At 44.7% G+C, this 23814-nt stretch carries 28 protein-coding genes; 9 read left to right on the top strand and 19 right to left on the bottom strand.

Annotated features, from left to right (window positions below; genetic code table 11):
- Positions 1-19 precede the first annotated feature (19 nt).
- From tatB to B649_RS02995, 5 genes are read left to right on the top strand one after another with little or no spacing between them, the layout of a single operon-like run.
- Positions 20-415, top strand: a complete 396-nt coding sequence (tatB, locus tag B649_RS03015) for a Sec-independent protein translocase protein TatB (protein ID WP_015653030.1) — start codon at positions 20-22, stop codon at positions 413-415.
- A complete protein-coding gene (gene tatC, locus B649_RS03010; protein ID WP_015653029.1) occupies positions 415-1197 on the top strand; it encodes a twin-arginine translocase subunit TatC in 783 nt (260 codons plus the stop codon). The genes tatB and tatC overlap by 1 nt, the downstream gene beginning before the upstream one ends.
- Positions 1175-2218, top strand: coding sequence for a tRNA preQ1(34) S-adenosylmethionine ribosyltransferase-isomerase QueA (gene queA / locus B649_RS03005; RefSeq protein ID WP_041192384.1), 1044 nt, complete (start codon positions 1175-1177; stop codon positions 2216-2218). The genes tatC and queA overlap by 23 nt, the downstream gene beginning before the upstream one ends.
- Positions 2219-2269: 51 nt before the next feature.
- Positions 2270-3496 (top strand): molybdopterin-dependent oxidoreductase, encoded by a 1227-nt coding sequence (locus B649_RS03000; RefSeq protein ID WP_015653027.1) that lies wholly within the window; start codon positions 2270-2272, stop codon positions 3494-3496.
- Between the two features lie 9 nt (positions 3497-3505).
- On the top strand, positions 3506-3829 hold the full coding sequence (locus B649_RS02995; RefSeq protein WP_015653026.1) for a hypothetical protein: 324 nt from the start codon (positions 3506-3508) through the stop codon (positions 3827-3829).
- Between the two features lie 7 nt (positions 3830-3836).
- On the opposite strand, the gene B649_RS02990 is transcribed toward B649_RS02995, so the two are convergent.
- The 3 genes from B649_RS02990 to ilvC form a co-directional block, all read right to left on the bottom strand.
- Complete coding sequence (locus B649_RS02990) at positions 3837-4613, bottom strand: DNA-processing protein DprA (protein ID WP_015653025.1); 777 nt, start codon at positions 4611-4613, stop codon at positions 3837-3839.
- 73 nt (positions 4614-4686) lie between these two features.
- Positions 4687-5745 carry a divergent polysaccharide deacetylase family protein gene (locus tag B649_RS02985; protein ID WP_015653024.1) on the bottom strand — a complete coding sequence of 353 codons (1059 nt, stop codon included), beginning with the start codon at positions 5743-5745 and terminating at the stop codon, positions 4687-4689.
- A gap of 60 nt (positions 5746-5805) precedes the next feature.
- Positions 5806-6828, bottom strand: a complete 1023-nt coding sequence (ilvC, locus tag B649_RS02980) for a ketol-acid reductoisomerase (protein ID WP_041192383.1) — start codon at positions 6826-6828, stop codon at positions 5806-5808.
- Positions 6829-6992: 164 nt separating this feature from the next.
- Between ilvC and B649_RS02975 the strand changes: the two genes are divergently transcribed.
- On the top strand, positions 6993-7631 hold the full coding sequence (locus tag B649_RS02975) for a hypothetical protein (protein WP_015653022.1): 639 nt from the start codon (positions 6993-6995) through the stop codon (positions 7629-7631).
- Here the strand turns inward: B649_RS02975 and B649_RS02970 are convergent.
- The 10 genes from B649_RS02970 to rpmH form a co-directional block, all read right to left on the bottom strand.
- Positions 7626-7919 carry a type II toxin-antitoxin system RelE/ParE family toxin gene (locus B649_RS02970; protein WP_015653021.1) on the bottom strand — a complete coding sequence of 98 codons (294 nt, stop codon included), beginning with the start codon at positions 7917-7919 and terminating at the stop codon, positions 7626-7628. The genes B649_RS02975 and B649_RS02970 overlap by 6 nt on opposite strands.
- Positions 7920-8144 carry an addiction module protein gene (locus B649_RS02965; RefSeq protein ID WP_015653020.1) on the bottom strand — a complete coding sequence of 75 codons (225 nt, stop codon included), beginning with the start codon at positions 8142-8144 and terminating at the stop codon, positions 7920-7922.
- 102 nt (positions 8145-8246) lie between these two features.
- Entirely contained in the window at positions 8247-8960 is a 714-nt protein-coding gene (locus B649_RS12045) for a hypothetical protein (RefSeq protein WP_291750925.1), read from the bottom strand.
- Positions 8961-9121: 161 nt separating this feature from the next.
- Positions 9122-9541, bottom strand: coding sequence for a Holliday junction resolvase RuvX (ruvX, locus tag B649_RS02955; protein WP_015653018.1), 420 nt, complete (start codon positions 9539-9541; stop codon positions 9122-9124).
- On the bottom strand, positions 9541-10890 hold the full coding sequence (gene mnmE / locus B649_RS02950; RefSeq protein ID WP_291750962.1) for a tRNA uridine-5-carboxymethylaminomethyl(34) synthesis GTPase MnmE: 1350 nt from the start codon (positions 10888-10890) through the stop codon (positions 9541-9543). The genes ruvX and mnmE overlap by 1 nt, the downstream gene beginning before the upstream one ends.
- Complete coding sequence (locus tag B649_RS02945; protein ID WP_015653016.1) at positions 10884-11687, bottom strand: Jag N-terminal domain-containing protein; 804 nt, start codon at positions 11685-11687, stop codon at positions 10884-10886. Before B649_RS02945 ends, mnmE begins: the two co-directional genes overlap by 7 nt.
- The gene (yidC, locus tag B649_RS02940) at positions 11674-13281 is read right to left on the bottom strand and encodes a membrane protein insertase YidC (protein WP_015653015.1); all 1608 of its coding nucleotides are present in this window, start codon (positions 13279-13281) and stop codon (positions 11674-11676) included. Before yidC ends, B649_RS02945 begins: the two co-directional genes overlap by 14 nt.
- On the bottom strand, positions 13275-13607 hold the full coding sequence (gene yidD, locus B649_RS12440; protein WP_015653014.1) for a membrane protein insertion efficiency factor YidD: 333 nt from the start codon (positions 13605-13607) through the stop codon (positions 13275-13277). Before yidD ends, yidC begins: the two co-directional genes overlap by 7 nt.
- A complete protein-coding gene (gene rnpA / locus B649_RS02935) occupies positions 13585-13929 on the bottom strand; it encodes a ribonuclease P protein component (protein ID WP_015653013.1) in 345 nt (114 codons plus the stop codon). Before rnpA ends, yidD begins: the two co-directional genes overlap by 23 nt.
- A gap of 11 nt (positions 13930-13940) precedes the next feature.
- Positions 13941-14075 (bottom strand): 50S ribosomal protein L34, encoded by a 135-nt coding sequence (rpmH, locus tag B649_RS12435; protein ID WP_013459438.1) that lies wholly within the window; start codon positions 14073-14075, stop codon positions 13941-13943.
- A gap of 140 nt (positions 14076-14215) precedes the next feature.
- Between rpmH and B649_RS02930 the strand changes: the two genes are divergently transcribed.
- A complete protein-coding gene (locus tag B649_RS02930; RefSeq protein WP_015653012.1) occupies positions 14216-14740 on the top strand; it encodes a hypothetical protein in 525 nt (174 codons plus the stop codon).
- Here B649_RS02930 and B649_RS02925 read toward each other — a convergent pair.
- The 3 genes from B649_RS02925 to B649_RS02915 all read right to left on the bottom strand — a co-directional run bounded on the left by B649_RS02925 (position 14737) and on the right by B649_RS02915 (position 18453).
- A complete protein-coding gene (locus B649_RS02925) occupies positions 14737-15090 on the bottom strand; it encodes a hypothetical protein (protein WP_041192381.1) in 354 nt (117 codons plus the stop codon). The genes B649_RS02930 and B649_RS02925 overlap by 4 nt on opposite strands.
- 8 nt (positions 15091-15098) lie before the next feature.
- Positions 15099-17678: an AAA family ATPase gene (locus tag B649_RS02920; RefSeq protein ID WP_015653010.1), complete on the bottom strand. Its 2580-nt coding sequence runs from the start codon at positions 17676-17678 to the stop codon at positions 15099-15101.
- A gap of 76 nt (positions 17679-17754) precedes the next feature.
- Complete coding sequence (locus B649_RS02915; RefSeq protein ID WP_015653009.1) at positions 17755-18453, bottom strand: hypothetical protein; 699 nt, start codon at positions 18451-18453, stop codon at positions 17755-17757.
- A 75-nt stretch (positions 18454-18528) separates the two neighbouring features.
- Between B649_RS02915 and B649_RS02910 the strand changes: the two genes are divergently transcribed.
- Together B649_RS02910 and B649_RS02905 are read left to right on the top strand one after the other, a co-directional pair.
- Positions 18529-19017, top strand: a complete 489-nt coding sequence (locus B649_RS02910) for a hypothetical protein (protein WP_015653008.1) — start codon at positions 18529-18531, stop codon at positions 19015-19017.
- Positions 19017-19442 carry a hypothetical protein gene (locus tag B649_RS02905; RefSeq protein WP_015653007.1) on the top strand — a complete coding sequence of 142 codons (426 nt, stop codon included), beginning with the start codon at positions 19017-19019 and terminating at the stop codon, positions 19440-19442. Before B649_RS02910 ends, B649_RS02905 begins: the two co-directional genes overlap by 1 nt.
- Here B649_RS02905 and B649_RS02900 read toward each other — a convergent pair.
- The 3 genes from B649_RS02900 to B649_RS02890 form a co-directional block, all read right to left on the bottom strand.
- Entirely contained in the window at positions 19433-20740 is a 1308-nt protein-coding gene (locus B649_RS02900; protein ID WP_041192529.1) for an aminopeptidase P N-terminal domain-containing protein, read from the bottom strand. The two genes, B649_RS02905 and B649_RS02900, sit on opposite strands and share 10 nt — an antisense overlap.
- An 84-nt stretch (positions 20741-20824) precedes the next feature.
- A complete protein-coding gene (locus B649_RS02895) occupies positions 20825-21319 on the bottom strand; it encodes a chemotaxis protein CheW (RefSeq protein ID WP_015653005.1) in 495 nt (164 codons plus the stop codon).
- 1 nt (position 21320) lies between these two features.
- Positions 21321-23810 carry a chemotaxis protein CheW gene (locus B649_RS02890; RefSeq protein ID WP_015653004.1) on the bottom strand — a complete coding sequence of 830 codons (2490 nt, stop codon included), beginning with the start codon at positions 23808-23810 and terminating at the stop codon, positions 21321-21323.
- Between the last annotated feature and the right edge of the window lie 4 nt (positions 23811-23814).

Below are 23814 nucleotides of genomic sequence, written 5' to 3'. Positions count from 1 at the left end.
CACACATTAGGCAGTTATTATGTTTGGAATGGGTATCGGCGAAATATTGCTCATCATTATTATCGCTATTTTATTTTTAGGGCCGGACAAACTCCCCTCAACAATGGTGGATATTGCCAAATTTTTTCGACAAGTAAAAGGGACCGTCAGCAGTGCCAAAGCTACGCTGGAAGAAGAGATGAAGTTCTCAGAGATGAAAGAGAGTGCCCTTAATTATAAGAAAGAGCTAACCGATGCAAGTGCAGAACTGGAACGTCTTACCAATGTCACTGAAATCGGAAGCGAACTGAGCAGTATCACAAATGAGATCAATCTTGATATTCCCCCTCCCGCTCCATCCGCACCCAAAGAACCTGAAGTAATCACCTTCACACCTAAACCAAAAGAAACTAAACCCGCAGAAGAGAACGCCTGATGTTTGAAGATTTAAAACCCCATTTAGCCGAATTACGAAAACGTCTCGGTATCAGTGTCGCCACAGTCATTATTATGTTTTTTGTGATGTTCAACTTTCATGAAGCTCTTTTAGCCTGGGTAACCGCGCCTTTAGCCGAAGCAATCGCTGCTGTGGCCAAAGTCTCTACAAAAGCAGCTGAGGGGATGATCACTACCACTCAACTGGGAGGGACCTTTTTCGTTGCGATGAAAGTCTCTTTTTTCGCAGGCTTACTCGCCGCACTCCCCGTCATTCTGACTCAATTTTGGCTTTTTATCGCTCCGGGGCTTTATGCCAATGAGAAAAAAATGCTGATCCCGTTTGTCGTCGGTGGAACGGTTATGTTCGCGATGGGTGCTTCATTCGCTTATTATGTCGTCACCCCGTTTGGGTTTAGTTATCTTATTGCATTCGGAAGTGCCTCTTTTGTTCCGATGATTAACATCGAAGACTATGTCGAATTTTTTACGAAAATCATGTTTGGATTCGGCCTCTCGTTTGAGCTTCCGGTTATCTGTTATTTTTTAGCTCTATTGGGGCTTATTGATGACAAAGCAATGATCGGGTTTTTCCGCTACGCCATTGTTTTAATCTTTATTATTGCCGCTGTTTTAACACCGCCGGACGTTATTACCCAGATATTGATGGCAATGCCGTTGATTCTCCTTTACGGGATCTCTATTCTGATAGTCCGTGCTGTCAATCCGGCACCGAAAGAAGAGCCATATATCGCCGAAGATGAAGAAGAGACGATTGACTAACCTCGATCCTCTTCTTACGTCAAGTTATCACTATGAGCTCCCCGAAGAGCTGATAGCGACCCATCCGATACACCCCAGAGATCATGCCCGACTCCTTGTCTACGACCGAGCCGATCAATCGATTACCCACGCTCGCTTTGATGCACTGGACAATTTTCTCCCTCGTGAATGCGGTATTATCTTTAATGACACCAAAGTTATCAAAGCACGATTGTACGGTCACAAAGAGAGCGGAGGAGCGATTGAGCTGCTCATCAACCGTCCTCACGATGCCTACGCTATTAACGTCTATATCAAAGGACGGGTGAGAAGTGATACCCGTTTAATTTTTGACGGTGATTTGAGTGCTCGTGTTATAAAATTGTACGAAGACGGCTCACGTGATGTCAATTTTTATCTCCGTAAAACTCTTATCCGATTTGAAGAACTTCTCCCTATTTTGGAGCAAGTAGGTCACATCCCCCTCCCCCCGTATCTGGGACGTGAGGACAACTCCGAAGATGAACGCGAATACCAAAGCGTTTTCGCCCACTACGAGGGGGCAGTTGCCGCTCCGACTGCGTCGCTTCATTTTAGTGATGAGCTTTTTGAAGCCGTATGCTCACACCACCCTCACGCTTTTGTCACTCTCCATGTAGGCTCGGGGACGTTTAAACCGGTCGAAGCCGAAGTGATTACCGATCATCCGATGCATTCGGAGTATTTTGATATCAGTGCCTCTGCACTAGAGCTTATCCACAGCAACATTCCCCTCCTCAGCATCGGAACTACCTCTACCCGTACGGTTGAGTATCATGCCCGTACTGCGGAGCATCATGGAGAAGCCAATCTCTTTCTACACCCCCACAATCCCCCAAAACGGATCAACCATCTCCTTACCAATTTTCATCTTCCCCAATCAACGTTGCTTATGCTCGTCGCCTCATTTGTCGGGCTGGAAGAGACCCATCGCATTTATCACGAAGCAATTGATCAAAAATACCGCTTTTTCTCGTACGGCGATGCGATGCTTATTCTTTAAATTATTCCAGATTATGATAAAATAGTGATATTATAATCTAAGGTACAGCGCATGAGACATCTTAACCGCAGACATTTTTTAGGTGCCGGCTTACTCCTGGGGGCTTCAACCCTGCTAGGTAAAGAGGCACCTGCCAAACCAATCGCTATCCCGCAAACATACACTCCGCCTGTAATTGCATTTCCTGAAAAAAAGCCGATGGTGACCATCTCCGATCGCCCCCCTTTGCTCAAATCTGCAAAAGGGCGTGAAATTTTCACCCAAGCAATCACCCCGAATGATGAATTTTTCGTCCGTTGGCATCTTCCGGATATCCCGACTCATATCGATTTGAATGAATTTCGTCTGGAAATCAAAGGTTCCGTCAATACCCCTCTCTCCTTGAGTGTCGATGATTTAAAATCAAAATTCGAGCCCGCAGAGATTACCGCTGTCCTGCAATGCGGCGGTAACAGCCGTAAATATTACGCGGTTACCGGACAGGCAACGCATGGCGTCCAATGGGATCACGGTGCGATGGGCTGTGCTGTATGGAAAGGGGTCCGTCTCAAAGATATCCTCAATCGTGCCGGTGTGAAAGAGAGCGCTACATGGGTTGGCCTTAACGGTTTAGAAAAACCGGCAATGGATGAAACTCCTGACTTTTTCCGTGAAATGGAGATTCATGAAGCGCTTGAGGATCAAATCATTGTTGCCTACGCAATGAACGGTGAAGACCTCCCTTATCTCAACGGTTTTCCGATCCGTCTCGTTATTCCGGGACACTTCTCGGATAGCTGGGTTAAAATGCTCAGTGAGATCATGGTTATGGATACGTACCGTAAAAGTTTCTTTATGGATGTAGCCTACACTGTCCCTGATAATGATTGCGAATGTGTTGTCTCAGGCAGTGACTTCGAGTACAAACGCAAACCGATCGCGAGCATGAAAGTCAAATCGGTTATCGGGTACCCATCCTCTGACACCGTGATCAAAAAAGGCTCCAAAGTCAAAATTTCAGGCGTTGCTTTCGATCAGGGCAAAGGGATCAAAGAGGTGATGATTTCTCTCGATGGAGGCAAAAGCTGGAGTGCGGCAAAACTGGGTCAAGACTACGGCAAATTTGCCTTTAGACCATGGAGTTTTGAATGGGATGCAAAAGCCAAAGGTAATTTCACCATTATGGCACGCGCTATCAACCGCATCGGCAATATTCAGCCCCTAGCCGATGAGATTGGCTGGAATGCCGGCGGATACCAATACAACGCTGTTGACAGCGTTAATGTGAAAATTGTATAAGGTTCAAAAATGAAAAAATTACTACTACTCAGCGTATTTTTGGCCGCTACCGTATTTGCTCAGGTTGATAAACCGATTGAAATGCCTTACGTCGATTATCCGATGGCAAAAGGGGATCACGATGAAGTAGCGCAACAATACTGCCTGATCTGCCACTCATGGGGATATATCCTCAATCAAGGGGAAAAAAGCCGTCCGTATTGGACAGGAACCGTCCAAAAAATGGTCAATGAGTTCAAAGCTCCTATCGGGAAAGAGGATCAACAAACGATTATCAACTACCTTGTAAAACACTACGGGTATGAAGTGAAATCAGGGCAATCAGGACATTAAGTCCTGCTTACTCTAGATAGACCCTCCCGTTACGCACTTCCACAATCCCGTTTAATTCCGCTTCAAAAATATCTTTGGGAAATTTTGCCAAAACCTCTTCATAGGTCGGTGCATTTCGGCAAAATGCAAAAAATGGGCTATCGTCCATGGCATTTCGCCCTTTTTGACTGACCAGGGCAACAAAGATATCGATATCATCAATCGCTTCAGCCTTCCCATCACGTAAAAGTTGACGCGTAGCCGCGCTCTCACGGAGCCGATGGGGAAGAACATAGATCGGTTTTTTCATCGCAAGCGCATATTCTACACTGCGCATACTTCCGCTGTCGATATCTGCCTCAGTGACAATCAAAACATCCCCCAATGCAACCACTATCTCATTACGGACGACAAAACTCCACTCGCGAGCATCAAAACCTCTCTCAAACGGGCTGATCGTAAGCCCTCGTTTTTCAATCGCTTCAATCAATTCAGCGTTTGCCGCAGGATAACGCACATCAATACCGCTGGGGAGAACCGCTATCGTATTTTCTGCACCCGCCCCCTGATGGGCTATTGCGTCAACTCCGAGTGCCGCGCCGCTGACAATAACCATACCCGACAAAGAGAGTTTTTTGGAAAGTTCCAGTGTAATAGAGCGCGTATAAGGATTGGGCCGGCGTGTCCCGACAATAGAGATTTTAGGACGGTGAAGAAGATCCAAAGAACCTCGATAAGAGAGTTTCTCGGGATAACGTTTCATCGAGAAGAGTTCAGGAATATCAAAATGGATCGTATTGCTCATGCTGACTCATTACTATTTTAGATGAGTAACAATAGCGAATAAAGGTTAAAACGAGCGATTTTTTGTCACTGTGTCAAATATTTTCTATCCCGACTATCTGAATGCCGCGTAATAGTTCTTTGGACTCTTTGAGCGCTTGAATCGTATCCGCTCTTGGATGACCGATGGCGATAGCAGTTCCATGGCGTCTAGCTTTCTCTACCGCCTCTTTAATCTGCTTTTTAACATTGGCTACACCGTCTTGATGATCCAAAAATACATCGCGTCCGATATAACGGGTACCTAATTTTCTCGATATCTCTGGAACCTTCGTTTTTCCGGTCGTTCGGCTATCGACAAAAACAATCCCTTCCCGTTTCAAAACGCGGATCAGCTTTTCCATTGCTTCCGCATCTGCGGTAAACTTGGAGCCTGTATGGTTATTCATATAGCGAACCGCAGGATAAAGCTGCTTGAGTGTCGAAATGCGTTTAGCCATCTGTTCTTCAGAATCGGTGATATGGAGAGTGACTGCCTCTTCATCGTTAAAATCCATCGCTTCCATCGGCAAATGAACCATATAACGAGATTGCTGTTGTGCTAATTTAGCCGATTCCGGATGCCTGGAACTTGGGGGAAGAAACGACATTACCAAAGGCAATCCCGTCGATTGAATTGCCTTAACATCATGAGCATACGAAACATCATCAATGATAATGACGAGTTTTGCACCTTTGGAATCAAGAACTACCGGACGTTTTGGAGCGGGAGGGGGTAACGCCTGCTTATCTTTAGGGGCATATTCATGCTGAGGCTTAATCGGCTCAGGTTTATGCACTTGTGCAGGTGAACGCTGAGATTCTTTCTCTAAAAGAGATTGCAGCTCTTTTTTCAGTCGACGGATTTCAAGATCTTGCCCGTTTTCTTTGGGCTTTGGGGTAGGTATGTAACTCTCATCTATCGCGGCAATTTCTTTGATTTGATTTACGAGCATCTGTGTTTGAACACGTTCGGCGGCAAGCTCTTCTTCTGCTTGTGAAAATCCGATTACATACCCGATTAGAAGTGCAATCAGAAAAAGGAGAAATCCGACGATTCCCCATCCAAGGCGTTGCAATGAAAAAATGTGATTAGGTCGAGGTCGTTTGCTCATAAAATGATAAAACCTCTTATGATGGAGTATATTCAGAGCGTCATGCTCTGAAAAGGGATATTAGTTTGTGCTTTGGTTAACGATTTTGTTTTTAGAAATCCACGGCATCATCGCACGAAGGCTTACACCTGTACGTTCGATCAACGATGCTTTTGCGTTTGTACGCTCAGCATTCATACGTGGGTAACCCGCTTGACCTTCAAGGATAAAGTCTTTTGCGAAACGGCCGTCTTGGATCTCTTTGAGGATCTCTTTCATCGCCGCTTTTGATTGCTCATTGATAACACGTTTACCACTTACATAGTCACCGTATTCCGCTGTGTTGGAGATAGAATAACGCATATCAGCGATTCCGCCCTCGAACATCAAGTCAACGATGAGTTTAAGCTCGTGAAGACACTCGAAGTAAGCAAGCTCAGGTGCGTAACCCGCTTCTGTCAATGTTTCAAATCCCGCTTGAACGAGAGAAACTGCACCACCGCAAAGAACCGCTTGTTCTCCGAAAAGGTCTGTTTCCGTTTCGTCTTTGAACGTCGTTTCGATGATCGCTGTACGTCCGCCACCGATAGCCGATGCGTATGAAAGCGCCAATTCTTTTGTTGTACCGCTTGGATTTTGTCCTACTGCGATCAAATCGGGAATCCCGCCGCCGCGAACAAACTCAGAACGTACGGTATGACCCGGTGCTTTAGGCGCGATCATCGTTACATTGATATCAGCGGCTGGTTTAATACGTCCGTAGTGGATGCTGAAACCGTGACCGAATGCGATAGTTGCACCTGATTTTAGGTTTGGAGCGATTTCGTTTTTATAGATTTCTGCTTGGTTCTCATCCGGAAGAAGGATCATAACAACGTCAGCGTATGCAGAAGCTTCTGCTACTGTCATAACTTTGAACCCTTTAGCTTCCGCTTTTGCCCATGAGCCGCCCTCTTTGCGAAGACCGATAACAACTTCGACACCGCTGTCGCGAAGGTTTTCCGCGTGTGCATGACCTTGTGATCCAAAACCGATCATTGCCACTTTTTTGCTTTTGATTAATTCGATATTACAATCTTTATCGTAGTAGACGTTCAATGCCATACAGGTATCCTTAGAGTAAGCTCATAGGCTTAAAATTTGGCGAATTATACCCCACTTTTGCATAAAAATATATTAGCGTACCCTTATATCATTCTGCTAAATACTTCACTAAGGATGATGCAACGATCCCATGCTACAATTCACCCAAAAAAAGAGACATTTTAATGAAAAAATTCAACCTTTTTAAAGAGATCATAGTTGTCGCCAAAGAGGATTTTTTGCGTGCCGCCAGCTCGGCAAAATCTTTTGCGATCACCTATAGCGGTGAAATCCGATACGCTCCTTTCGCAGATGATACCATCTCGATTTTCGAGGGACAAATTCCACCGCTCTCTCCTCTAAGTACCACACTTTCTCGCCCTATCTCAAGTATGCTCGGAGACAGTTATCGAATCGTCGAAGATGATGATCGAATATTGATCAAAGCTTCCGGTGCATGGCAAAGTATTATCGGGTTTAACCAAAAACGGGCTTTGTACGATGATACTACGGGAGATGGAATTGCCGAATTTTCCGATAAAAAGCTCGAAGATATCGGTTGGAATGCTACCGAATTCAACATCTCTTACCGTGAAATCGTCGAACAATTTGAAGAAAAGTGTGAAGGGATTTTACTCTGTATCGAACAAGAAGAGCCGTATCAATTCAGCGGAATGGGATTTGTATTTAACATTGAAAATGCGAGAGAAATCGGATTTGATTATTGTGTCTCGACCATCAAAGATAAGCTGGAAAACGATGAGGATTTTGCCACCCTCACCGATGATGAAGAGGAAGCGGCGGAGTTTTTTAAAGTTTTATAGCCGATCTTTCCAGTATCCGGGTTTACGGCTATTATGCATCACAGCAAGTATAAAAATGGTATCGTGCGTTTCTTTGTAAATGACAGAAAATGGAAAATGGGGTAAAACATAGCGGTGGAATCCATGCTCAAAAGGAGACCACATCTGTGGAAAGTAGCTGATTGCTTCATACGAGTGTTCTAGTTGGGAAATAAATCTAGCCCCTAATCCAACAGAGCGCTCTTCATACCACTCATATGAGCCTTTGACATCGACGCTCACATCAGGATGAAAGCGCAACGGCTTCACTCAAGCACCTAAAATCTGATTTTTGATGCTCTCCCAACTTACTGATTGGACATCTCCATTTTCCAATGATTCAAAACGTTTTTTCGCCAGTTCCGCCCACTCAGTTTGAGCATCAGCATCCTGTGCGGTATCAAGAGAGGAAATCAGGTATTGTGCGACAAACCCTTTTTCATTTGGGGTAAGTTCCTGCAAATCTTCAATCGCTTTATTCATTGCAATCGTCATAGTGTCACCTCGTGTGTGTTGGTAATATTGTAGCGAAAATTCATTTCAGTAAGTTTCCTATTTTTAATGAAAAATCGATGATTTTGCATCCATATAATATTACTATTGATGAATAACTTTTCTATATTCCCCGCCAAACGAAACATTTAAGCCTCCACAATGTAAATTCTCATCAGTCACAACCAAGCTATTCTTATAAAAAACAACTCTCAACTGACATCCATTGCCATCTTCGGATGTTTCCTCATAATTAAATCTATTGTCGATTAATGTGGCTTCGCCATAAGCTTCACCCGTATTAACGTTACCTGTCTCAATATTACCAATCCATATTGAAGAACCTACAATTTGAACTCTATTACTATCCAATTCATAAATGTTGATTAAAGATATATGTTTATCAAGTCTTCCATTATAATATCGTTGATACTTACCTGAAATAGAATCTTTAGAGATATTTTTGACAAACTCACGTAGTTTACTGATTTGAGATTCATATACTTTTTCAAGACAATGAGGATCATTGCAGCTTCCACGATCATTATACAACCAAACTTTTTGCCATTCTTTTATAGATTGTTTATTCCCTTTTGATAGTGCATCATGATAAGAAATTGACAATTGTTTATCAAGTTTTGATAATTCCTTACTATCGCATACCATTGCGTCGATTGATGTCTTTGTTTTAGAACAATCAAAACTTGGTTTATCATCCATGGAAACATTAGCTGTGTCGGCAAAACTCAAATAGGGCAACATAAACATCGCTAAAACACTCAGAAATCTCATAATCTCACCTGAAATAAAATGGTTCACATTTTATACCATTTATGCATAATTTTTACATTTTATTGCTTGAATTATGAGCGTTTGCCCTGAGCCTGTCAAAGGGGGATGTTCATGGTTCGACAAAACAAGGGTTCCGCTCGCGAAGCGATGTTTCCTTGAGCTCACCACGAACGGAGAAAAAGGACAGATTATAAAACTGGATTCCCGCCTTCGCGGGAATGACAGGAAAGATACCGCTCTAAAATAATCTTTGCCGAGAGCGAATCTATCCGGCCGTCGCGTTTGTAACGGATTTCACCCTTCATCAACGCTTCGGCTTCTTGGGAGCTGTGGGATTCGTCTTGGTAGGCGATTTCTCCACTGAATTCGACGAGATTCATAAAGTGTGCCACCCGTCGGCGCATCTCATCCTCGGTCGTGCTTCCCATAGGGATACCGACGACGACCGTTGTCGCTTCGTATTCGTTCAACACTTTTTTAACGTCATTAGCGGCTTGGTTACGGTTTTTCCGCTCAACGGCACTCAGCGGCGTCACGATCCCGGCACCCGCACTCAGCGCTAATCCGATCCGCTTTAGTCCTAAATCAATTGCGATATAAACTGCCATCATTTCCCCAGACAAAACTGTCCGAACATTTTGTCGAACATCTCATCGAGTTCATACGGACGGCTGATGGAGGCGACTGAGCGGATCGCGGCATTGATATGAAAGGAGAAGAACTCCAACTCCCCATCATGTAACGGTTCGTACGCGTCGTCGATTGAGCGAACGGCACTCTCAGTGGCACTGATCTGACGGGCGGAAATCAACATCATCTCCTCACCGTCATTCTCATAATCCATCAAAGAACTGAGGGTATCGATGAGACTGCGCATCTCCTGTTTACAGCTCAGACGAATCGGAGTGTATCTCTCGATTGACTCTGTGTCAAAGCTCTCCGGTAAATCCGATTTGTTCAGGATACAGATAAAAGGTTTCTCTTCGCGGTAACGTTCGATTAACTCGATAATGGCACGATCTTCGTCATCGATCATGCGGCTCGAATCAAATAATGTAATGACAACATCGGCATTTTCAATCGCCGCGATGGAGCGTTCGATCCCGATCCGCTCAATCTCATCGTGAGCGTTACGTATCCCTGCTGTATCGACAAGACGGATCAAATGGGTACCGATACGCACTTGCTCTTCTATCGTGTCACGAGTCGTCCCTGCAATGTCACTGACGATGGCACGCTCGTAATCAAGCAATGCGTTTAGAAGTGAACTCTTACCGACATTGGGCTTTCCGATGATCGCAACTCGAAATCCCTGCATTAAACCTGAGCGTCTGCGGCTCGATTCGAGTGTACGGGAGAGGGTATGTTTGATACGCTCCAGCTTCACTTCGATCTGCTCTACGACGTCTTGAGGCAAATCCTCTTCGGCATAATCAATCACCACTTCGGAGTACGCCAAGATTTCGAGCAGCGAATCACGAATCCCCTCGATGTATCCGCGCAATTCCCCCTTCATCTGACGAGCGAGTATCCGTGCGGCATCGTCGCTTTTGGCTTCGATCAATGCTGCGGTCGCTTCGGCTTGGGTCAGATCAAGACGTCCGTTTAAAAAAGCCCGTTTGCTGAACTCACCGGGTTCGGCCAAACGTGCCCCCTCCGATAATACCGCCCGAAGCAACGACTCGGCGACCACGTAGCCGCCGTGACATTGAAACTCAACGACCTCTTCACCCGTAAAACTGCGCGGCGCTTGGAAATAAATCACAATTGCTTCATCAATCAATGTTCCGTCGTTATGATGCAAAGAGCTGAGGGTTGCATAGCGGGGTTGGAGCTGCGATTTTTGGGTAAGTTTTAATGCGATCTCAAGAGAGCGACCTCCGCTGAGGCGGAGAATCGAGATAGATCCGACACCGTTCGCGGTGGCGATAGCGGCTATGGTGTCGTTCATCAATATTCGTGGTAGCTGTTAATGATGATAAATTTACCACCATCACGGGTAGAGCGGATCGCGACATAGCGATCAGGGTAACGATCACGAAGTTGTTTGAGTGCGATTTGAACCAATACTCCATCGAGTACCTTGGTTTGAGCACGTCCCTCTTGATCGATGATCTCACAAACATTAATCAAATAACGGGAAATCGACTCTTCTTGATTTTTCAAAAACTCGGCGATTTCAAGACGCAGCTGCATCCCGTACACTGCATTAATCCAGTTAAAAAGCATATAAGAGAGCGCTTTATAACGATATCCCTCTTTACCGATCATGAGCGCCGCATCGGCACCCGTAAATTCAACAAGCAGTGTATTTTCATCATACACACTCACTTCTACATTGTTTATGTCGAAGCAAATGTCTTTAAAAAGGATATTGATCTGCTCTTTGACTTCATCCGCACACTCTTGAGCTGAGATTTCATAATAATCCCCCTCCATCTCTGAGGGTTCTTCAAAATCATCCGCTTGCTCGTAAAACTCATCCCCTAAAACCAGTTCTTCGGGTTCAGTAAATGAAGGTTCATGAGTGATCTCATCATTTTGTCTATCAAAAATCTCTTCTTCTACTGCTTCTTCCACGGAAGCGGTATAAGGGAGATTGGCAACAATGATGGCAGATTTTTTAAAAAAGCCCAATACCCCGCTAGAGGGGAACTGAACAATCTCAACTTGCAGTGCGGTAACGGAACATCCAAACGCAGCGGCCGCTTCAGCGTACGCTTGTTCTAGTGTAGGTGCTTCAATCTTTTTCATGATGCTTTTCCGCAAGATGAGCTTCGTGACGTACTGCGCGTGCCGCTTCGAATTGTTTGTTGACCAAATATTGCTGCGCAATCGAGAAAAGGTTGTTTACGAACCAGTACAACACGAGGCCCGCCGGGAACGTGATAAAAAAGAACATAAAGATAAGCGGTAAAAATTTAAAGATTTTTTCCTGCAACGGATCGGTAAAATTGCTCGGAGTAATCTTTTGTTGATAATACATCGTCGCACCCATCAAAATAGGGAGGATGTAATACGGATCCATTCGTGACAGGTCGGTTACCCATAGTATCCATGGAGCTCCTTGGAGTTCAACGGCATTGAGTAATACACGGTAAATTGCAAAGAAAACCGGAATTTGCAAAATCAATGGAAGACATCCGCCGAGTGGATTAGCACCGTGTTTTTTGTACATCTCCATCACTGCCGCATTCATACGGGCAGGATCACCTTTGTATTTTTCTTGAACTTCTTTGATACGTGGAGCGATATCTTTGATCTTTTGCATCGATACCATCCCTTTGTGGGTCAAAGGGTACAAGAAAATACGGATAAGGACAGTAAGGCCGATAATCGCCCAACCCCAGTTGCCGAGCAAACCGTGCAACCACATCAATACTTTAAAAATTGGAGCCGCAACAAACGTGAAAAATCCAAATTCGATTGCATTAACCAAAACCGGATCAATGGATTCAAGTGTTTTATACTCTTTTGGCCCGATGTATCCGTTAAACGTAAAGTTATTGGTCCCTTCCAAATACGTGACAGGATTATTGTTCATATCACGTTCAACCGTTACCTGAGTTGCTTTATCAAAACCGTAAAAAATTGTCGCGTAGTATTGATCAAATGCCGAAACAAGGTGAACATCACTAAAGAGTGAACGTCCTTCAACATCGCCATCTTCAAAAATTGTGGTTAGGTTGTCTCCTGAATAAATCATCCCCCCCACAACCGTCATCATCTGTTCAATGATCTCAGGGTGTTGTCCTAAGTAAAGTGAATAACGCTTTTCAGTGGAGAGAGCAATCTTAGCATCGTAGTGTCCGTCTGCGTAAAAGGTCAATGTTTTAGTCACGGTCAATTCAGGAAGATTTTGACTCAGCACGAGTGTAGATTTACCGTTTTCACCCAAGGCGATATTGGTAGCATCGGTTGTATACGGAGTTTTTGCCGCTGCATCGTTGAGTGCTGCATCGGCAAAACGAATTTGAAGCGGTTTAGCACCGCTGCTTGCGATCAGTTCAGAGAGTTTCCCGTCTTTACCATTATGTTTTGCATTACTCAGAACAACAGAAGATACTCGTCCGAGAGTATCGATTTTGAGCGTGAACTCTTTAGCCGTGATGGTTGTCAAGGTATCGGTCGTTACCGTTTTAATGTCTGAAACCGTTGAGCTGTTAGTCTCTTGAGTTGCAGTAGCCGTTGGTTTAAGCGAAACTTCTTTCGCTGCGCTTACTTCGGTGGTGTTACTTTCACTGTTAGGTGCTTGAGGAGGAAATAGAGTGGTATATCCTATAAAAAAGACAAAAGATAAAGCGACAGCAACGATGAGTCGCTGATTGGGAGTAAACTTTTCTAGCACTGTGACCCTTTAAACTTAAAATTTTTAATCAGAAAATAATTCTGCTGATATGGAACAAACCAGTATTTTATCGTATTTATGGAGAGTTCGGAGGGTTTTAATACCGGTTTGTTGATAATCGGATAATCGATACCGCCGGAAAAAAGCTGATTGCACCGTAAAATTCGTAAAAACGTGGAGTAAAATGCATGAGGAAGCGGGTTACGCTCAAACTGCCATAGGGCATATTCGGAGCAAGAAGGATAGTGGCGGCATGCGCCGCGTGTCACTAAAGAAAAAGAGTGCCGATAGAGCCAGAGGAGCTTAAGAAAGAAGCTTCTTATCATCACCTGCTCCACCCATGGCACCCGTCCGTTTTAAAACATATTTGCAGTCGCGTCGCACTGTATCGAAAGAGTTGTCAAATAACCCTTTCTTGGCAACAAAAACGTACCATCCGTCTTGTGCATTGGGCGAAAATTCATCGAAAAGAGCTCTTAAGCGTCTTTTACATCGATTTCTCACTACTGCATTTCCAACTTTTTTACTGGCCGTATATCCAACTTTTTTTTCTCCCGCTAACGGGAGATAAAACAACGCGATCGAAGTGCTGTGTGCATTTTTCCCGCGTTGATAAACACGCTGAAACTCACTATGGAGCTTTAGCATCGAGAAGCTATTTAGACAGCCAATCGTTTTCTACCCTTAGCACGACGAGCGTTCAATACTCGACGGCCGTTTTTTGTCGCCATACGTGCACGGAAACCGTGAGTACGTTTACGTGGCGTATTATGCGGTTGGTATGTTCTTTTCATAAGCCATTCCCTTTAGAAATTTTTAGCACGCAATAATAGACAATTCTTACTTAAAGAAGGGTTAAGTTTCGTAAAAGCTTATTAAAATTATTGTAAAAAAGTCCGATATATTCACTAAGATTAACCCGAAAGGTGCTGCCATGACCACTGCAACCTCTTATGATGCTTACCGCTCCCATGAACTTAATATTCAAATGAAAACAAGTAGTGGGGATACCCTCTCACTTAACTTTACCAATGAGCAATCCCTTTCACTCAATGAAAAAACCACTGATGAAAGCAAAGAACAATCATTCTCATTTGCTTCGATGCAGGCATTTAGTTTTAATCTCGATAGCAATGGGATTAGCGAACAAGATCAAAAAGAGATCAATGCTTTTATGAAAAAAGCACAGCCTTACATCAATAAATTTATGAAAGAACTCGAAAAAGAAAATCAAACATCACCGATCAATAAAGTCGCTTCCGATGTGACAAAACTCATCGGAAACCTGAAAAACAGCGATGAAAATGTCAAAAATCATGCCAAAAAAGGGGTGGTAGATATGTTTGATAATGCGGTAAAAGAGACCAAAACAACCGAAAAAATGATCGAAGAGGCTCAAAAACTGATGCAAAAGATCATTGACGGGTTCGACAAAATATTCGAGCCGGTTTACGCTTAAGGCTTTAAAAAATCCCGCAACGTCGGCATAACCGACTGTCCTTTTGGGGTATTGTTCAAATCAAGATTTGTTTTTAGCTTCATGTGACAATCTCTGCATTCGCGAATCACGGCATGCTCTGTCACCCGTGCGCTCTCAATCTTTGCTATCGGATGACACGCAAAACAATCACTTCCGCAATCGGCCATTTTAGAAGGATTGGCACTGTGGCATTGTATGCACGTCGTCATCGGTTTATGACGGTGATCGTTATCGATATTTTTAAGGAGTGCGGGATGACAGGTCATACAATCCCCCGTACATCCCAAAAGCTGTAACAATACGACTAAAAGCAATGCAATTATTTTCATGAATGCGATTATGCCACAGTTACGTTAATCTCGTCTCCAACAGCATCAAAAGCTACCGAGGAACCCTCTTCCACCTCTCCGCCGAGAATCAGATCGGCTAAACGGTCTTCGACAATCTCATAGAGCGCCCGTTTAAGAGGACGTGCTCCGTAGACCGGATCAAATCCTGCACTCGCAATATAGCGTTTAGCACTCTCGGTGAGGGTGATAGTGATGTCCCTCTCTTCAACTTTTGCCGCGATGTCTCTAAAGAAAAGATCAACGATACTGAGAATTTGTGCTTCACCCAGCGGATTGAAGACCACTACATCATCAAGACGGTTCAAAAACTCCGGTTTGAAATGGCGTTTAAGTTCATCGAGGACCATATCTTCCAACCCCGCATCACCGTGATGCGACATAATTTTGTCACTCGCGATGTTGGAAGTCAAAATGATGATTGTATTGGTAAAGTCGACCAAGACCCCTTTGTTATCGGTTAGACGTCCGTCATCCAATACTTGCAACAGAACATTAAAGACATCGGGATGGGCTTTTTCCACCTCATCAAACAATATAACGCTGTAAGGCTTACGGCGTACCGCTTCGGTAAGCTGTCCCCCCTCATCAAACCCGACGTACCCCGGAGGTGCTCCGACGAGGCGTGATACCGCATGTTTCTCCATGTACTCCGACATATCGATACGGATCATCGATTCGCTGCTGTCAAAAAGAAATTTCGCCAACGTTTTCGCCGTCTGAGTTTTTCCGACGCCGGTAGGTCCAAGAAACAAGAACGATCCGATCGGACGGCTTTTATCCGATAATCCCGCTTTATTGCGCTTAATCGCACGGGCTACCGCATGGGTAGCCTTCTCCTGCCCCACCACATCACGGTTAAGTTCGTCTTCGATGTGAAGAATTTTTTCTTTTTCGCTCTGGAGCATTTTATTCACCGGAATTTTTGTCCAACGGCTCACGATTCCGGCAATAGAAGCTTCGTCAACGCTGTTTTTAAGCAGTGTCCCTGCCACCATCATATTTTTCCACTTTTCCTGAAGGACTTTTTCTTCTTCAAAGAGTTTGGGGATTTGTCCGTATTCGATCTCGGCTGCTTTATTGAAATCAGCATTTTGTTTGGCTATCTCTGCCTCACGGCGTTTAGCCTCAATTTCACCTTTGAGCTTTGCCATGTAATTGAAAACCTCTTTTTCATGGGCAAATTGTGCATCAAGACTTCGGCGTTCTTCACTCACATCGGCAAGCTCTTTTTCAATCTCTTCGAGCCGTTTCGTATTGGCAACCGATGCTTCCATCTTCAGTGCCTCTTTTTCAACCTGAAGATTGGTTTGACGACGTTTAACACCGGCAAGAGCATTGGGTTCCGATTCGATCTGCATTTTAAGTTCTGCCGCTGCCTCATCAATCAAATCGATCGCTTTGTCCGGCAGAAAACGGTCGTTGATGTAGCGATCGGAGAGTTTTGCCGCCGCTACCAATGCCGAATCGATAATCGTCACGTTATGGTGTGCTTCCAAACGCTCTTTGAGTCCACGAAGAATTTGCAATGATTGGTTCACGCTCGGTTCATCCACATTAACCGGCTGAAAACGGCGCTGCAATGCGGCATCTTTTTCGAAGTATTTACGGTATTCTTTGAGCGTTGTCGCTCCGATCGTATGAAGTTCTCCCCGTGCTAATGCCGGTTTGAGGATATTCGCGGCATCCATCGATCCCTCAGATGCACCGGCACCGACGATCGTATGAATTTCATCAATAAACAAAATGACATTGGCCGATTTTTTGACCTCATCGATCACCGCTTTGAGACGATCTTCGAATTCACCGCGATATTTTGCTCCCGCAATCAAGGCACTCATATCAAGCGTTACGACCCTCTTATTTTGAAGACTCAGAGGAACCTCTTTATTTACTATCCTCTGTGCCAATCCTTCGACTAGAGCTGTTTTACCGACTCCGGGCTCACCGAGTAAAATCGGATTGTTTTTGGTTTTACGGATCAGAATCTGCATCATACGAGAGATCTCTTCGTCCCGTCCGATCACAGGAGAGAGTTTCCCCTCTACCGCTTCTCGCGTTAAATCAATTCCGTATTTTGAAAGCGATTCGAGATTCTCATCCGAGGTTTGAGACTCGATTTTTTGTCCTGCACGCATCGCTTCGAACGTTTTACGCAATTCAAATACATTAATGTATTTTTCCAAAATTTCTTTAAAAGGGGAGTGATTTAAATTACCCATTAAAAATGCGTCAATAGCAATGTACTCATCTCCGTTAACTGCCATTTCAGCAGAAGCTCGTTCAAGAGCATGAACAAAATCACGCGACAAACGAATGCTCTCTTTTGTTACACTGGAGGAACTGGACAATTTTTTGGCTGCGCTTTTAACATCGAGTTCTATCGCGGTTTTATCCACCGCCATTTTTACCAACGCTTGATTCAATGATGAGTTACTGTTCGCTAACAGTGCCCATAAAAAATGGATCGGTTCAACTTCGCTGTTTTTATTATGCAGTGCCAAAGAGATCGACGACTCGATCATTTCGGTCATTTGATGGGTTAGTTTTTCAAAAATATTGTTTGACATAAAATTCTCCTAAATTGAGTTTCAATAATTATAATACTTTGAGTCTATTATTGTCAAGTCTTTTAAGTGGAATCTTTTAGATGATAAAAACAGATAGCAATCCGATGATTCCTCCAAACACACCACCCCACACTACAAGCCATCCCAAATGCTCTTTCATGAGATTATGAAGCATCTCTTTCACCATCATTGGAGTAAGTTCCTCAAGACGGGATTCGACAATTGATTCTATCGTCTCGGTTAGATGGGAACTCCCTTGATGCAGATGGGTATTGAGGGCATTCATGAACGATTCGCTCTGACTAATCTCGATTGTCGATGCCTTGATCTTTTCTAAAAACGGCTCTTTGAGTTTTCCGATAATCGCTTCACCCCCAAACATCCCGAGCATCCCCCCTAAAGATGAATCCATAACACTGCGAACCAACGCATTATACGCAGGGGTAAAATCGGTTTGTTCGATAATCGGAGAGAGATCAATCGTCCGCTCTTGGGACTGCACAAAACTCTCAATTTTTTCAGGGGTAAAAAACTGCTCCATAATGAGTTTTTTCAGCGCTTCACGAATCGATTCAAACCGATCAAGGATTATCCCCGAACCGTATAAAAAAGGGACTTTTTCAAAAAGCATATGGATTGCGAGCTGATTGGTTATTGCTCCCGAGAGGGCAAATAAACCTGCACTGCGTAACGCGGAACCGGCTATCCCCTCAAACCCATACGACAATGCGACCAGTCCTACTGAAATACTATTTGTTAACCAACCTTTATCCATAAGACAATCTCCTGTTATTAATAGGGGTATTATACAAAAATAGCTAAAGTTGCACCAAAAATGAGGATATTAACGATGGTTTTACACTCAATGTCCACACTGCTTCGCAGCGGTAAAAATTCTGCGATACTCGGAGCCATCTCTAGTGCCTTGGAACGCAGTGACGAAGCTCCCTTCTGGCGACAAAAGAGTCTGCCGTTTTGCGAAGCGATTTTAAGCGTTCTGATCCCCTTACGAGAACAAAATCTCCTTTTTGACCCTGAGGGAAATCCACAGACCGAATTATCCCCTGCTCTCTTTATCCGCTGGTGTGATCTCCTCAGTCTCAAAACGCTCGCTTTTACCTTGGCACACAGTAATAAAGAGGGAAAATTGGTACGTACCAAACTCTCACCCGATCTCTGTACAACCTATCAGCCAATCGACTTGGAAATTCTCGGAACATACCTCAGCAGTTATACGGTCAATTTGAACGATGAATGGGTTGATTTTCCGATCACCAATTACAATCTCCACATCGGTATGGCCTCACTGATCACCAAAATTCTCGAAGGAAAAGACTAATGCAAGAGATGCAAGCGCTCAAAGTCAACAGTTACCTCTCAGCGGGAGAGATCGCCAATCTCCTCAACAATGTCGAGTACATCTTGATGGCATCACCCTCTATGATGGCGGATGAGCTTCCAATCCATTTTACCACCATCCTCAACACTGCCGATCTCATCCCAGAAGAGGTGAAGCCGCTTATCTTGGAAAAATTCTGCCGAGAATTGGGTATCACCGCTACAAGCCATGTTTTGAGCAATCGTGAACGAATCGCGTTTGCCCTGACAACCCAAGAGACCCCGATGCCCAAACATATCGTCGATGATGCCGAAGCCAATACTATCCCGTGGACTTTGCTGCACATTATCGATTTTTTAGGGGATTCAGAAGAGTTTAAAGAGGCTCAAGACGGTCTCAGCGGATGGAGTTATAGTTATAACTGATTACATACCGCTTCGATCTCTTCCACACTCTTCGCAATCATAGAGGAGAGATTCTCATATCCATCGATGGTAACAAGAATATTGTCCTCGATACGGATACCGATCCCGCGATAGCGTTCAGAGACAGACTCATCATCGGCGCGGAAATAGAGCCCCGGTTCGATGGTCATCACCATCCCCGCCTCAAAAGTTAACGATTCACCGCTTTCATCGACATACGGACACGGATCGTGTACATCCAATCCCATCCAGTGCCCTATCCCGTGCGGAGCGTATTTTTTGTGTTCTTTGGCTTCCATGAGCGTATGGCGTTCACCGTTCAAAATCCCAAGTTCGATCAGAGCGTCGCATAGCAACTCTTCGCTATAGGTTTGGAGCCAGTCGCGTTTTACCCCCACGCAGATCGCGTCAATCACACGGAGCTGAACATCGAGCACTTTTTCGTACACTTCACGCTGAGCCTCGCTGAATTTTCCGTTGATCGGAAAGGTGCGGGTAATATCGCTGGCATAGAGCTCCCATTCACACGCCGCATCGATAAGAACTAAATCGCCGTCTCGCAACGTATCGCGATTATCAACATAGTGGAGCGTATTGGCATTGTTCCCCCCTGCGACGATGGCACCGTAGGCTTCGCTCTCGGCACCGTTATTTAAAAAGATATAGCTCATCTGCGCTTGGAGTTGATATTCTCTCATCCCCGCACGACATTCTCGCATTGCGACATGATGTGCCTCGGCGGTAATCGTTAGTGCCTGTTTGATCATCTCGATCTCTTCGTCTGATTTAATGAGGCGTAGGGTACGGATCAGATAGGTAACATCTCGGATGGAGCGGATGTGGCGTTTGACGCCACGTGTAGAGTGGAGCGATTGTGCGGCAATTTTCGCTTCGACAAGTCGTGCTGAATCGCTGTAAAGATCGATATAGAGGTTGATATGTTCACGCAATAGCTCTTTGATTCTCTCGCTGTATTCAGCAACATCATTCACTTCATCGACACTGAATCGCTCGCTCGCACCCTCTACACCTAAACGCGCCCCGTTCCAAAGCGCTGACTCGGCATTGTACGCTTCGACAAAAAGGATTGTTTTCGATGATTCGGGAGTTTTAACCAAAACCAATACAGAGTTATCTTCGTTCAATCCGCAAAGATAATAAAAATCGCTGTTTTGTCGGTAAGAATATTCCGTATCATTGGAACGCGTTTGGGTAGGGGCAGAGGTGATAATCGCAACCCCCTCTTCCATGAGAGCGAGGAGTTTTGTGCGGCGGTTTAAAAAGTGTGTTTCATTCATGGCGTTATTGTGCCATATTTTCTTCGTCATTGCGGACTCGATCCGCAATCTCAGATCCTGAATCGAGTTCAGGATGACGAAAGGCTAAAAATTACGTTCGAGTAATTTATGTACTTTAAGGATGGTAATGATTCGATCCGATTGTTTACCGACACCGTCAATCATACTTTCAGCTTCTGCAATCGTATCCGGCGCAGGTCCTACATCCCGTTTTGGCAGGCGAATCGCTTCGGTAAGACGATCAATAACAAATCCCGCGACATCATCCCCGTTTTTCATTACGATAAAACGGGTCTCTTCAGTATGTTTGATCATCTCCAATCCAAAACGTGAGCGTAGATCGATCAATGGGATCACCGAACCGCGCAGATTAAAAACCCCTAAAATATAAGCAGGCGTTTGCGGTACACGTGTCCAAGAGATCGGTTTAATAATCTCTTGGATACTCAAAATGGGCACCGAAAATTCTTCGTCCCCCACGATGAAACCGACCAGCTGAATCACTTCATCGATTTTAATATCATCTCCTGAGAGGGACTTTTGCTGTTTGTTAATAATTTGTTGGAGTTTTTCGCTCATGTTATAGCCCCTCGTTAAATTTGATGTTTCGTTTGACGACATTCATCAGATATTCCGGTGAATACGGTTTCGTGATGTACTCGATCATTCCTGATTCGACACCGCGCATACGATCCGCTTTTCCGGTACGGGATGTCACCGCGATCAATGGGAGATTTTTATACTTATTGTATTTTTTGATCTCAGCGGCCAAAGTATAGCCATCCATTCGCGGCATCTCAATGTCTACAAGCATTGCATCGAACATATACTCGCCCTGCTTCAAGACATTGAGTGCTTCAACTCCATCAATCGCTTCGACAAGGGTGATTCCCATCGGCTCTAATGCTTTACGCATAATGGTACGATCGGTTTTTGAGTCATCAACGATCATCACCGTATAATCGCTCGCTTTATTTTTCACCCCTAAACGCCCTTTGGATTCTGCACTCTCTTGACCGACGGTCGATTTAACCGATTTTGCCATTTGCATCAATGCCGCGACATCAACGATCAATGTCACGCCGCCATCACCGCGAATGGTTGCCCCTGCGATCCCTTCGATCCCTTTGAGATATTCGCCGAGAGATTTGATAACAATCTCTTCTTGCCCAACCAATGAATCGACAATAAGACCGATTTTACTCTCTGCAAGACCGAGGACAACAACATACGCATGTTCGCTGTTATCAAAGACACGTTCAACTTCGAAAATATCGCCGATATGAACGAGAGAAAGAACTTCATCACGTAGACGCATAACAGAGCGGCTCTCAACGGTATAAATCTCATCTTTGCTAATACGTACCGTCTCAAGAACGGATGCAAGAGGGATCGCATAATACTCTTCTTGAACCCCGACAAGCAACGCTTGGATAATCGCCAAGGTGAGCGGGATTTTGAGTTTCATCGACGTACCCTTGCCCACTTCGGAGTCGATATCGATCATACCGTTTAGTTTTTCGATGTTGGTCTTCACCACATCCATGCCGACCCCACGTCCTGAAACGCTGGTGACTTGCGCTGCGGTTGAGAAGCCCGGTCGGAAAATGAGGCCAAATGCCTCTTTTTCAGTCATCCCATCCGCTTCTTTTTCAGTAATGATACCTTTCTCAATCGATTTGGATTTAAGCATATCGGCATCAAGCCCTTTACCGTCATCGATGATTTGAATAACGATATGGTTCCCCTCATGGTATGCTTTAAGATGGATGGTTCCGCCCTCTTCTTTACCGGAGGCCAAACGAACATCCGGTGTTTCAATCCCATGGTCACATGAGTTACGGATAATATGGACGAGCGGATCACCGATCTCTTCGACGATCGATTTATCGAGTTCTGTCTCTTCACCCGTAATCTCTAGCTCAATTTTTTTGTTCAGCTCACGCGATAAGTCACGTATCATACGAGGGAATTTGTTAAATACTTTCCCAATCGGAAGCATACGGGTTTTCATAACAGCGATTTGCAAATCGGTGGTAACCAATGAAACGATTGAAACCACTTGATTCAGCTCTTCGAGGAAGGCTTCTCCTTCGTAACGTTCTTCAACATCATCATTGATCTTAATCAGACGGTTTTTACCAAGAACGAGTTCACCGATCAAATTCATCAAATGATCCAACCGTTTTACATCGACACGAATCGTTTGCTCGACCGCCGCGCCGCCGCGAGATTCTCCATCCTCTTTCGGCTCCACTTTTCGAGGTGTCGGTGCCACTTTCGGTGCAACTACTTCTACTTTTGGTGCTGCGACCGGAGTAACTGCCACAGGTGCCGGTGGCGCTTTCGGCGCTTCAGGTTCTACACTTTTTTGCGCACGTTTTGCCGCATCTTCGGCTTGACGAACAGCGATAAGACGCTCAATTTCTGCTTCCACTTCCTCTTCACTCATTCCTGAATAATCGGGTTCCTCTTCTTCTGCCATCGGAGTAGCCGGTGGAGCTTTGTGCGCTCGTTTAGCTGCATCTTCGGCTTGACGAACAGCGATAAGCCGCTCAATCTCTGCTTCTACTTCCGCTTCGCTCATTCCAGAGTAATCGGCTTCTTCATCCTCTTGTACCGGTGATGCAGCAACTTCCGGTTCTGGAGCGGGAGCCGGTGCTTCGGCCACAGCACTGAGCGGGGTACCGTTAGCGACCGCATCCAAACGCTCGACACAATGAGTGACTTCCAATCCGCTATCCACACCTCTATCACGGATTCGTACCAACAATGCTTTCATCAAATCGATCGATTCGAGGATGACATCCATAACATCCGCATCGATGGTTAAATCTCCATGACGTGCCATATTGAGGAGATTTTCCATATGGTGAGTCAAATGGGTCAATACATCAAAGTTTAAAAAGGAACTCGCCCCTTTAATCGTATGCGCTACCCGAAAGATACGATTTAGTAAATCCAAATCATCGGGTCGTGATTCCAGTTCGACAAGGTCTTGGTCAAGCTGTTCGATCAGTTCAAACGACTCAATCAGAAAATCTTGTAATATCTCTTCAAATTCATCCATTGTC

Source organism: Candidatus Sulfuricurvum sp. RIFRC-1, from assembly GCF_000310245.1.
GTDB lineage: Bacteria > Campylobacterota > Campylobacteria > Campylobacterales > Sulfurimonadaceae > Sulfuricurvum.
The sequence above is the reverse complement of the archived record's forward strand: the minus strand, read 5'-3'. Positions and strand labels throughout refer to the sequence as shown.

Coding starts and splice junctions, on each gene's coding strand:
- tatB (WP_015653030.1), top strand. CDS start 20: ATGTTTGGAATGGGTATCGGCGAAATATTGCTCATCATTATTATCGCT.
- tatC (WP_015653029.1), top strand. CDS start 415: ATGTTTGAAGATTTAAAACCCCATTTAGCCGAATTACGAAAACGTCTC.
- queA (WP_041192384.1), top strand. CDS start 1,175: ATGAAGAAGAGACGATTGACTAACCTCGATCCTCTTCTTACGTCAAGT.
- B649_RS03000 (WP_015653027.1), top strand. CDS start 2,270: ATGAGACATCTTAACCGCAGACATTTTTTAGGTGCCGGCTTACTCCTG.
- B649_RS02995 (WP_015653026.1), top strand. CDS start 3,506: ATGAAAAAATTACTACTACTCAGCGTATTTTTGGCCGCTACCGTATTT.
- B649_RS02990 (WP_015653025.1), bottom strand. CDS start 4,613: ATGAGCAATACGATCCATTTTGATATTCCTGAACTCTTCTCGATGAAA.
- B649_RS02985 (WP_015653024.1), bottom strand. CDS start 5,745: ATGAGCAAACGACCTCGACCTAATCACATTTTTTCATTGCAACGCCTT.
- ilvC (WP_041192383.1), bottom strand. CDS start 6,828: ATGGCATTGAACGTCTACTACGATAAAGATTGTAATATCGAATTAATC.
- B649_RS02975 (WP_015653022.1), top strand. CDS start 6,993: ATGAAAAAATTCAACCTTTTTAAAGAGATCATAGTTGTCGCCAAAGAG.
- B649_RS02965 (WP_015653020.1), bottom strand. CDS start 8,144: ATGACGATTGCAATGAATAAAGCGATTGAAGATTTGCAGGAACTTACC.
- ruvX (WP_015653018.1), bottom strand. CDS start 9,541: ATGGCAGTTTATATCGCAATTGATTTAGGACTAAAGCGGATCGGATTA.
- B649_RS02945 (WP_015653016.1), bottom strand. CDS start 11,687: ATGAAAAAGATTGAAGCACCTACACTAGAACAAGCGTACGCTGAAGCG.
- yidD (WP_015653014.1), bottom strand. CDS start 13,607: ATGATAAGAAGCTTCTTTCTTAAGCTCCTCTGGCTCTATCGGCACTCT.
- rnpA (WP_015653013.1), bottom strand. CDS start 13,929: ATGCTAAAGCTCCATAGTGAGTTTCAGCGTGTTTATCAACGCGGGAAA.
- rpmH (WP_013459438.1), bottom strand. CDS start 14,075: ATGAAAAGAACATACCAACCGCATAATACGCCACGTAAACGTACTCAC.
- B649_RS02930 (WP_015653012.1), top strand. CDS start 14,216: ATGACCACTGCAACCTCTTATGATGCTTACCGCTCCCATGAACTTAAT.
- B649_RS02925 (WP_041192381.1), bottom strand. CDS start 15,090: ATGAAAATAATTGCATTGCTTTTAGTCGTATTGTTACAGCTTTTGGGA.
- B649_RS02920 (WP_015653010.1), bottom strand. CDS start 17,678: ATGTCAAACAATATTTTTGAAAAACTAACCCATCAAATGACCGAAATG.
- B649_RS02915 (WP_015653009.1), bottom strand. CDS start 18,453: ATGGATAAAGGTTGGTTAACAAATAGTATTTCAGTAGGACTGGTCGCA.
- B649_RS02910 (WP_015653008.1), top strand. CDS start 18,529: ATGGTTTTACACTCAATGTCCACACTGCTTCGCAGCGGTAAAAATTCT.
- B649_RS02905 (WP_015653007.1), top strand. CDS start 19,017: ATGCAAGAGATGCAAGCGCTCAAAGTCAACAGTTACCTCTCAGCGGGA.
- B649_RS02900 (WP_041192529.1), bottom strand. CDS start 20,740: ATGAATGAAACACACTTTTTAAACCGCCGCACAAAACTCCTCGCTCTC.
- B649_RS02895 (WP_015653005.1), bottom strand. CDS start 21,319: ATGAGCGAAAAACTCCAACAAATTATTAACAAACAGCAAAAGTCCCTC.
- B649_RS02890 (WP_015653004.1), bottom strand. CDS start 23,810: ATGGATGAATTTGAAGAGATATTACAAGATTTTCTGATTGAGTCGTTT.